Genomic DNA, 9,505 nt, shown 5'->3' with positions numbered 1-9,505 from the left:
TCGCATCGAGCCGGGCGAGGTGGCCGCGCACCTGTGCGGACATGCATGGGTACGCGAGGCGGTGGTGGTGGCGCGCGAGGAGCGGGCCAGCGAGCCGCAGCTGGTGGCGTATGTGGTGGCCGCAGAGGAGGCGCAGGAAGCGCAGCTTGCGGCGACGCTGCGCGCGCATCTGGTGGGGCAGCTGCCGGACTACATGGTGCCGGCGGCGTTCGTGCCGCTGGCGGAGTTGCCGCTGACGGTGAACGGCAAGCTCGACCGCAAGGCACTGCCCGCGCCGGCTGACGATGCGTATGCGCGGCGGGGCTACGAGGCGCCACGCGGGGAGCTCGAGACGGTGCTGGCGCAGCTGTGGGCGGAGCTGCTGGGTCTGGAGCGGGTCGGTCGGCATGACCACTTCTTCGAGCTGGGCGGTCATTCACTGCTGGCCGTGCGGCTGCTCAGCCGCGCACTGGATGGGGGAATGAAATTAAGCGCTATCGATCTATTCGAAGCCCCCGTCCTGAAGGATCTTGCCTCCAGGGTCGAGATGGACATGGATCCTCGTGTGTCTGGAGTGTTGCCGGTCCGTTTGGCGGGAACTCAGCCTCCCGTTTTCTTTGTTCCGACAGGCTATGGAGATTTTTCGTATGTCTCCACTTTAGCAAAAGAAATGGAAGTGGATAGTCCCATCTACGCTCTACCATGGCCCTCCTTCAAAGATCGTTCACCGACTCTTGAGGAGATCGCAACACATACACTGTTGACGATGAAGAAGATTCAGCCACGAGCTCCCTACCGGATTGCCGGATATTCGTCCGGTGCGATCCTCGCTTACGCGATTACTCAGCAGTTGCTGCGCTTCGATGAAACGGTATCTTTTCTGGGTCTTATCGATGCCCCGCTGCCAGCAAATTCTCCGAAAAAATCTGATGCCGAAATAATACTCGAAATGGTATTTGAACCTCTGGAGTCTTTGGACGATGAACGATTCGAACTGCTACAGCGCTGCGCTAGGAACAGTTCTGTTCCGCAACTACTCCAAAAGGCACAGGAAATTGGGGCGATAGTTGTAGAAGCGGATTTCTACGAAACCGTCGAAACGTATATCCATTTTCAGCACGCGTTACTGAACTATCAGGTTCCATCCCTGCAAGTCGAAATTCACCAGTTCTATGCATCTGAGCTTCCCGAGAATTTCCGGGCTGGGCGCACTCCGGATGCAACGGAGGCTAAGAAGATTGCACCCATGCATGGCTGGGACCGAGTTCTAAATCCCGAGGCCATTCACGCCATACCGATTCCCGGCGATCACGTGACAATGATGGCCGTGCCGGAAAACCGTCGGATTCTTGCACGCGCGCTTTCCTTATGCTTAAGCAGCACACCACACCCGCGAACAATAGGGCCCTGACGCTATGACAACGCGCTCGCACAATCTCGACAGTTACCTCCCGTCGACTTTCGAAGCCCTAACGCAAGGAGGGGACCCGCGGATCGAACTCGACACCGCCGCAATGATCAACAAATATGGGGGGCGACCGATACCAGATACAGGACTGTTAGCATTTGGCTCCGCCACGGCATCTACTATCTCCCTATCTGGCCACTATGCTGCGCAGCAACTACGCTCCCATCTCTTGAGTAGCTTACGGGAGAGAAATCCGGCGGATGTTTATTTGGAGGAGATGTCGAGGCTGCGTAGTGAATTTATCGACCTGTGTGGCTTAGGAGAACTATCTGGGTTGGAGGCTATTGTATCCGCTTCCGGCACAGATGCTCACATGCTTGTCGCAAGACTGGTGGCCGGGACCAGCTCTCGCACAACGTTGGCGATCATGGTTCAACCGGAAGAGACGGGGAGCGGTGTCGCGCGTGCTTTGGCGGGCGCCTTATATCATCGCTACCCCCCCGCGATGAACGATGAGAATGTGGGAGATTTCGGCGATGTCAATCACGTCGAGTCGATAGCAATTCGCTCAGAGGACGGCAGTCTCCGATCCATTGCTGAGGTTGATGACGAACTTGAAGCAACGGTATTGAGTGCTGTAAAGCAGTATGAGCGCATTTTGATCGTATTAACCGACGTCTCCAAGACCGGTGTGTTGGGCCCCAGTCCGGATCGTGTCCTCGAACTCAAGCGGCGCTGGCCAAACATCATCGAGACTGTCGTCGATGCCTCTCAATTCAGGCTGGCATCGAGCACGTTAGTTAGTTACCTCCGTGCGGATAGTATTGTCATCATTACTGGATCAAAGTTTTTTAGCGGCCCTCCATTTTCCGCAATGTTGCTGGTTCCGGCAGGCGCAGCATGCAGATTGATGAAGCGGCCGGTCGATCCGGCACTTCGCGTCAATAGCGCGCGCGCAGAGTGGCCGCCACATTGGAATGGCATCATGTCGCTTCACAATGCAAGCAACTTTGGATTGCTTTTGCGGTGGGAGGCTGCCCTCACTGAACTGCGGGATTTTCACAGCATCCCCGCGGAAGGTGTCAGAAAGGTCGTGGAGAACTTCTATAACGCTATTACGTCATGGATGAGTAACTCGCAACAGCTTAGTCTCCTGGAACAACCCGCCTTGCAGCGCCGTCCAACGGAAAATCAGTCGACGTGGGATCAGATACCAACGATTTTTCCTTTCATCTTGTTCGAGTTTAATAACCGAAGAAGGCCGCTGCGCGCGGAGGAGACCACCAAAATCTTCAATCGAATGAAAGCAGACCTTGGTGGGAACGCGCGAGGAGTAAGACGAAAAATATTGTCCGCGCGTTGCGAATTGGGCCAACCCGTTTTATGTGGCGAGATCGATGGGGTTCCTGTTTCTGCGCTGCGGATGAGTCTTAGCGCGCGCTTAATTGTGGAGGCCGTTTGCGAGAAAGATAACAGCGCTGAATATCTAGTAGAACGTGCCATTTCTGTGTTGGAAAAGGTATCTCTTCTCGCTAAGAACAGGGTGCTTGTATCCTGACTTAAAGCAATCTTGGTCGAGCGCCGGGCCTACTGGCGGGCGGCGATCGCAATAGTCGAGAGAGCGCGAGATTTGCATTGGCGTTGCTCGAATATGGTAATGATTTTCAAACTCGAACCAGTGGCACAACGACTCCGATTCAAGGCTGTCAGCCAACCTGCAACGAGAAAATGGCACTGACATCACGAGCAAATGGAAACGATCGCTTTGCAGTGCTAGCGGTCACGTGAAGCGGGTCGACCCGCGGCGAGCGCAACTCAATAGTACGGCGTGGATATCCATTCCCGGTCAGAGAATGAGACCTGTGGACGCGTCTTTCATCAATGAGGGAATTTGATCCAACATGACCGGTTGTCGAGCCACAGTTCTCCACTATCTCACGCCGCGCGTGCATTGCATATATCAACAGGGAACTTGGATTGAGCTTGTGCTCAACGGGGACGCGCTTGTGGTGTTAGAAGGCAATTTTGTTAAGGAATGCAAAGTGGATAGGCATAAACACGGGGGGTACGGCAGAAAGGCCGGCCATGATCTCGGGGAATTGCCCTTGGTCTCCTGCCAGTCGGTGGAAGCGGTTGAGCCAGCCGAAGCCGCGATCGACCGCCCAGCGGCGCGGCAACGGCACGAAGCCGTTTTTCGCCTCAATCCGCTTGATTATCTGAAGCTCGATCTCTTCGTCGAGTGCGGCCTGTGCAGGCTCTTCGCAGGTATATCCCTGATCGGCGAACGCTACCTTGACCGTCTGGCCTTTGACGTGCTGAATCTGGCGCGCCAATTCTCCGACCAGAGCATGCTCCTGTTCGTTGGCCGGCATCACATGCGCGGCAAGCAACCGCTCGAAGATATCGACCGCCATATCGACATTACTGCCGCACGGCGGAAAGTCATTGGGCAACAAACGCCACGGCATAGCCGCGCGCACGATCCAGCGCAGTGCATTGAATATCTCGCGCAATTCATTGCAGCGACGCGGCGTGTCTTTGTTCATCAACGTCAGATACGCAGTGGCGAAGTATCAATCTTCATCCGATATATCGGTTGGCTATGGCCTGTGTTCTTTGTCCCGTCAGGATACAAAGCCCGGCAGAAAGTGCCTAACGTTCTCAAGATCATTGATGATCCTATCCATTCGGGGGGCTGTAAGAAAGAATATGAGCGATGCAATTTAATGATTCCCGTCGGAGTTCGGAGATGAATTTGAAAATATTTTCTTTGCGAGAGAGGCCGGAACTTATTCCTCTTGTTTTTTCGAGCGAGTTAGATAGCATGCGGCCGGACTTTATGCGCCATGATCGAACCGCAAAGCTCTATTTTGGCGCGGGAGTCTTCTCAAGATACCTAGACTTCGCGTATGCTGGGCTTGTCGACGAGGAGGTCGTTGGGCGCGCTTTCGGCGCTCCATTTGCCTCAAACATCGAGGGCCGCGTGGAATTGCCGGACGGCGGTTGGGATGAGGTTATCCGCTGGGCTCACGAAGACAGTCTGCTAGGCCGTGAACCAACGACCATAAGCGCACTCGAAATTACCCTACTGCCAAAGGCGAGAGGTCTCGGTAATGCGCTGGCACTGCTGAATGCGTTGAAGCAATGTGCCAAAATGGCGGGATTCTCAAAACTTTCGGTCCCCGTTCGGCCAAGCCAGAAACACCATGTGCCCGGGATGCCGATGCTCGAGTATACGCGACTACAACGCCCCGACGGTTTGCCGATGGATTCTTTTGCGAACCCACCTCGGTGCTGGAGGAAGGCTCATGAAAATTGCCCCTTATTCCATGACCATCGTTGGAACGATTTCGGAATGGTCACGATGGACAGGGCAAATATTCGAACATTCCGGAAGTGCTGAGGTCGATGGGCATTGGTGCCGGTGCTCGTTTCAATGGAGCAAAATTGCATCGTTTATGTCGAGCCAAATGTTTGGTTTCAATACGACCTATGATTGATGAAGCTTAATTCTTTCATTCCACGAAGTGAGATACGTCGATATATAAATGATGGCGAAAAAGAAACCTTGGTTTGACATGCGGGCGTTTAAGTGCGTACTAGTCTTTACTGTACGATACTGGCGCAAACAGCCTGTGAGAATTTCCGCGATCGCGACGCTCGCATTACTGGCCACCCTTGCCGAGGTGGTGACGCCATTCTTTTCTGGGCGACTGGTGGATGCGCTGACAGCTGGTGGCGGTGATATGGGCTTGAAGTCCGCTGCGTGGCACCATGCAGCAAGTACTTTTGGTTTGCTGATTGCATTGGGAGTTGGCACGACCTTGGCGAGACATTTCACGCTTCACAACATCATGGTGCTGACGTTGAACATGATAAGCGATGTCGCGTCGAACGCATTTTGCCGAGTGCAACGTCTCTCCACCGATTGGCATGCGAATAGTTTCGCCGGTTCGACAGTACATAGGATCACGCGCGGTATGTGGGCACTAGAACTGATGAACGACACGCTGCTTCTCGCGTTGCTGCCTTCGCTGCTGATGCTGGGCGGCGCGACGATACTGCTTGGTGTCCGCTGGCCGCTGATGGGTGTCTTGGTTGGCGCAGGCTCGCTGCTGTACATTACGGTCGCAGTGTCGCTATCGCTCGGCTATGTAGCGCCCGCCGCGCACATCAGCAATCTGTGGGACACCCGCATGGGAGGTAGGCTTGCCGACGCGATAGCCTGTAACTCGCTCGTGAAAGCGTTTGGCGCCGAGAGCCGAGAAGAAGCTAGGTTTGCCCGCATAGTCAGCAAGTGGCGTAAGCATACGGCTCGCATGTGGGCGCGCAGCACGACCAATGGTGGAGTCCAGAGCGGCATGCTCGTGCTGATGCAAACCGCGATGCTCAGTGCCGCACTATGGTTCCGCGTGCGCGATGAAGCAAGCGTCGGTGACATCGCGTTTGCGCTAACAATGTTCTATGTCTTGCAAGGTTATCTACGCGAAGTTGGGATGCACGTACGCAACCTGCAACGCTCTGTGAATGATATGCAGCAACTAGTTCTGCTTGAGCGAGAGAGATCTGGCATCGAGGACCGGCCAGGTGCGCGTCCTATCGAGATTCGACGAGGGGAGATTTGCTTCGACCGGGTGACTTTCCAATACGACAAAGTCCGGGAGCCTTTGTACAAGGATTTCTCAGTAACCATTGCGCCCGGTGAGCGCGTTGGGCTGGTGGGCCGTTCAGGGGCGGGAAAGACTACGTTCATAAAACTAATTCAGCGGCTCTACGATCTCAGCGATGGTCGCATAAGGATTGACGGGCAAGACATTTCCCAAGTTGAGCAGACTTCGCTGCGACGGCAGATCGCTATCGTGCAACAAGAGCCGTTGTTGTTTCACCGTTCGCTCGCGGAGAACATCGCATATGGTAAGCCGGACGCGACGCAGGCCGAGATCGAGCAAGCTTCCGCGCTAGCGAACGCGCACGAGTTCATTGCCGCGTTACCGAACGGATATGCCACGCTGGTGGGCGATCGCGGCGTGAAGCTTTCGGGCGGTGAACGTCAGCGAGTGGCTATCGCTCGTGCTTTCTTGGCAGACGCGCCAATCATTATTCTCGATGAAGCGACCTCGAACCTTGACGGTGAAAGTGAAGTGCTGATTCAGCAGGCGATGGAGCGGTTGATGGTTGGGCGTACGACACTCGTGGCTGCACACCGCCTGTCCACGGTTCGTGCGCTCGATCGGCTGCTGGTGTTTGATCACGGCCGCCTCGTCGAGGAAGGAAGCCACGACCGGCTCGTTCAGCTCGATGATAGTACTTACCGTCGGTTGTGTGATCAGCAGGGATTCGGGTTAGCTCGCGAGATTTGACGACGTTGTGTGCTGCCGTTGCTGACGAGCGGATCAAACGGCGACAAGTCGGAAGCGTTTCGCGGCGCCATCCGACCGTCGTATAGTTCGTTTGGTCCCCCTCCGGTTTGAGTGTGAGGATCTCAATGATCTTCCTTTAGGGCCGATTGATTGAAATGGGAGATCAGGTCAAGCGAATGCCGGCGAAGCTCGTCCAGCCATGCGATATCGGCAACAAGAACGATCCCGCTGACGCTCGCGCGATCTGGATGGCCTTGGTCTGGACTGCGATAACGATTGCGCGTTCATGAACCCGGCCGTCTTTGATTTCAAGGCAACGGGTATCGAGATGGTGCGTTGGCGTGCCTGCAAGAAAAACGATCAGGCGCGGGTCGCGCAAAAGAATGGCGCCGTCTGTACGTCATCTGGTGGGGGACGGCAGGCTACAAGGTCTCGAAGCCACAGAAAACACTTGCCTCACTTTATCAAGTGTCGCGGCTGTATATCAACTTCTTCCAACCGTCATTCAAACCGATCGCGGTGAGGCCATGACAAAGGGAGATACCTTCAGCTTCTATCAGCGTATCTGTGTGGCGCGCGGCCTCCGTCACGGCCAAAGCTGGACGTGTGTTCTGGTGCTGTACGGTATCGTCACGCTGTTTCCGTCGCCGATCGCGGCGCTGCTCGAATGGAAGGTTAGCGCGACCACCGTCATATCCGTCATGCCTCTATTGCTGGCGGTATTCGAAATTGACATCACGGATACGGTGGACTTCTCGGTCTATTCCGCGTCGGGAGCGTTGCTGGGCTTCACGATTCTCTTCGCACACACCTGCGTTCGGGTTGCGCGCGCATCTGGACCCGAGCGGACGGGCGGTCGGGGGCACAGCGGCAATGCTGATGGTGGGGCGGCGTTCGAGTTGATTCTGTTCAATTCATGCGTCGGACCATTGGGTGTCGTTCGCCGGCCGTTCGCGACCTGATTCTCCCGCCGTGCCGATTGCGCTCGACGGTGATGACAATTTTCAGCCCAAACGTGGCAGATTTGCCAAAGTTAGTTGTAGAGTCGTTGACTTTGGTGGCGTCCGACCTTCATTGAGGTCAGTTTGCGGACGACCACCGAGTCAGCACCGTCGTGTTCGCGCGCGGCAGCAGCGCGAGCGCCGAGCGCCCGGCGCGCTGCGTGCGCCCGGCCTTGTCGAGCAGCACGAACGGCAGCTCGGGCAGTTGCCACTCCTGCGAGGGCACCGCCGGATCACGCGGCGGCAATAGGACGATCAGCGTGCTCAAAGGCCACTCTCTCTGTGGATTGCGTTATTCATAGTTGGTCTTGTACCCGCACGATACGCGTAGTGTGAGTCAGCGGATCGCGATAGACGAGCGTCGTGCGATCCACTTCGGCGCGCTCGTGCTGCACACTGCCGTGGACTAAAAAGTAGCTCGAATTGACGTCGAACTGATTCGGATCGATCGACGCCGATCGCACGCCGGCGGCGGTCAGCGCGAGCTGCACGTCGCCGGCGTTGCGGAAAAACACGGTCTGGCGCCGCGCGACCAAGGCCTTCGCCTGCGACACGGTCATGCCCGGCACCACCGCCGCGATCACTTCGGCCGACGCGGTGTTCATGTTGATCGCGGTGACGGTCGGCAGCACGGTGACGAACGGCCGCAGCTTTGCGACGATCTCCGGCGTGTAGCCCGGAATGTCGAGCAGCGAATCGACGCCCGTCATTAGCAGCGGCGCGACCGCCACGTTGTCCTCGCCGTCCTCGATGCCGGGCTGGTTCGTGAAGTTGCCACCCGTCATACCGCCGCCGCCGACCTGCGGCGAGCTGCTGATCGACGTGCCGGTCTGAAAGCGCGTCGCCGATTGTGAAAGCCCCGCGCGCACGTGCAGCGCGGTCACTTTGGCCATCTGCCCGCTCAGGCCGAGCGAGACCAGCAGGCGCTGATACGCGGCCATCTGCTCGGCGCTGATCTGCGTCACGCCGGGTGCCGGACTCGCGACCAGATTGCGCAGATTGAATCTGGACTGAGCGTCCTCGATCGAGCCCGACAGGTACGTGGCCGCGCCTTGCTCAGCGCGCACCTCGCCGATCTGGCCGAGAAAATCAGACAGCCGCGTTTTCGCGATCGGCTCGCCCCACACGCCACCCAGATAGGTGATGCCCGCCGACGTATCGCCTTCGGAACGCAGGATCAGCCGGGTCCAGTCCAGCGCGCCGCGCGCGACCCATTGCGCCTGCGCGAGCAGACGCTGGCTTTCGATCCGTCGAACCTGCACCTGCTGGCGCCACAAAATGCTGGAGACGAGAATTGCCGATAGCGTCATCACCAGCAACGCGCTGATGATGGCGGCGCCGCGCTGCCGTAGCTGCACTTTCCGGCGGGAGCCTCGTCCCGCAGGCAACGCAGAAGCCGCACGGCGCGCATCAGAAAAAGAGAATCTCATGTCATTCTCCACGGAATGCCGCATGCGCCTATGCTCCGCCCGTCACGCGAATCACTTCTTCGAGCGACGTCAGTCCCGACGCGAGCCAGCGCTCCGAATCCTCGCGCAGCGTGCGCATGCCTTGGGAGCGGCCCGCTTCGAGAATTTCGGCATCGGCCGCGTTGCGGTGGATCAGCGAGCGGATCGATTCGTCGATCAGCAACAGCTCGTAGACGCCGCGGCGTCCCGCGTAACCCGACTGGCCACAACGGTCGCAGCCGACCGGATGCCAGCGCTTGCTGCCGTCCTCTTCGGTGCGCTCTTCGCGGCACACCGGGCACAGGCGCC

General features: G+C 57.3%; 8 protein-coding genes and 2 pseudogenes. 6 read left to right on the top strand and 4 right to left on the bottom strand.

Annotation, left to right across the window (positions count from 1 at the left end; genetic code table 11):
- A partial coding sequence (locus GCT19_RS39705) for a thioesterase domain-containing protein (protein WP_227749478.1) occupies nucleotides 1-1,390 on the top strand: 1,390 nt, incomplete at its 5' end.
- A gap of 103 nt (nucleotides 1,391-1,493) precedes the next feature.
- Nucleotides 1,494-2,945 carry a hypothetical protein gene (locus tag GCT19_RS39700; RefSeq protein ID WP_227749477.1) on the top strand — a complete coding sequence of 484 codons (1,452 nt, stop codon included), beginning with the start codon at nucleotides 1,494-1,496 and terminating at the stop codon, nucleotides 2,943-2,945.
- Between the two features lie 454 nt (nucleotides 2,946-3,399).
- Here GCT19_RS39700 and GCT19_RS39695 read toward each other — a convergent pair whose 3' ends face one another.
- The gene (locus GCT19_RS39695; RefSeq protein ID WP_429262047.1) at nucleotides 3,400-3,942 is read right to left on the bottom strand and encodes a transposase; all 543 of its coding nucleotides are present in this window, start codon (nucleotides 3,940-3,942) and stop codon (nucleotides 3,400-3,402) included.
- Nucleotides 3,943-4,136: 194 nt separating this feature from the next.
- Between GCT19_RS39695 and GCT19_RS39690 the strand changes: the two genes are divergently transcribed.
- The 4 genes and pseudogenes from GCT19_RS39690 (at nucleotide 4,137) to GCT19_RS39670 (ending at nucleotide 7,709) form a co-directional block, all read left to right on the top strand.
- On the top strand, nucleotides 4,137-4,790 hold the full coding sequence (locus GCT19_RS39690; protein ID WP_217709421.1) for a hypothetical protein: 654 nt from the start codon (nucleotides 4,137-4,139) through the stop codon (nucleotides 4,788-4,790).
- Between the two features lie 148 nt (nucleotides 4,791-4,938).
- Nucleotides 4,939-6,747, top strand: coding sequence for an ABC transporter ATP-binding protein (locus GCT19_RS39685; protein ID WP_227749479.1), 1,809 nt, complete (start codon nucleotides 4,939-4,941; stop codon nucleotides 6,745-6,747).
- 143 nt (nucleotides 6,748-6,890) lie between these two features.
- Nucleotides 6,891-7,001 (top strand): annotated as a pseudogene (locus tag GCT19_RS44065) (IS110 family transposase); the annotation flags it as partial.
- A 129-nt stretch (nucleotides 7,002-7,130) separates the two neighbouring features.
- A complete protein-coding gene (locus tag GCT19_RS39670) occupies nucleotides 7,131-7,709 on the top strand; it encodes a GIY-YIG nuclease family protein (RefSeq protein WP_375792002.1) in 579 nt (192 codons plus the stop codon).
- Between the two features lie 142 nt (nucleotides 7,710-7,851).
- Here the strand turns inward: GCT19_RS39670 and GCT19_RS39665 are convergent.
- The 3 genes and pseudogenes from GCT19_RS39665 to GCT19_RS39655 all read right to left on the bottom strand — a co-directional run.
- Nucleotides 7,852-8,016 (bottom strand): annotated as a pseudogene (locus GCT19_RS39665) (type II secretion system protein GspL); the annotation flags it as partial.
- A gap of 28 nt (nucleotides 8,017-8,044) precedes the next feature.
- Nucleotides 8,045-9,178 carry a type II secretion system minor pseudopilin GspK gene (gene gspK, locus GCT19_RS39660; RefSeq protein WP_152854935.1) on the bottom strand — a complete coding sequence of 378 codons (1,134 nt, stop codon included), beginning with the start codon at nucleotides 9,176-9,178 and terminating at the stop codon, nucleotides 8,045-8,047.
- A gap of 28 nt (nucleotides 9,179-9,206) precedes the next feature.
- On the bottom strand, nucleotides 9,207-9,505 hold a 299-nt coding region (locus GCT19_RS39655; protein WP_456299579.1), incomplete at its 5' end, for an ATPase, T2SS/T4P/T4SS family.

Origin of the sequence: Paraburkholderia atlantica, assembly GCF_009362785.1 — a bacterium.
GTDB lineage: Bacteria > Pseudomonadota > Gammaproteobacteria > Burkholderiales > Burkholderiaceae > Paraburkholderia > Paraburkholderia atlantica.
Note: the sequence above shows the minus strand (reverse complement) of the source record. Positions and strands in the feature narration are given on the sequence as shown.

Bases quoted from the DNA above. Each gene is read 5' to 3' on its own strand.
- GCT19_RS39690 (WP_217709421.1), top strand. From the start codon at position 4,137: ATGAATTTGAAAATATTTTCTTTGCGAGAGAGGCCGGAACTTATTCCT.
- GCT19_RS39670 (WP_375792002.1), top strand. From the start codon at position 7,131: ATGGCGCCGTCTGTACGTCATCTGGTGGGGGACGGCAGGCTACAAGGT.
- gspK (WP_152854935.1), bottom strand. From the start codon at position 9,178: ATGAGATTCTCTTTTTCTGATGCGCGCCGTGCGGCTTCTGCGTTGCCT.
- GCT19_RS39700 (WP_227749477.1), top strand. From the start codon at position 1,494: ATGATCAACAAATATGGGGGGCGACCGATACCAGATACAGGACTGTTA.
- GCT19_RS39685 (WP_227749479.1), top strand. From the start codon at position 4,939: ATGGCGAAAAAGAAACCTTGGTTTGACATGCGGGCGTTTAAGTGCGTA.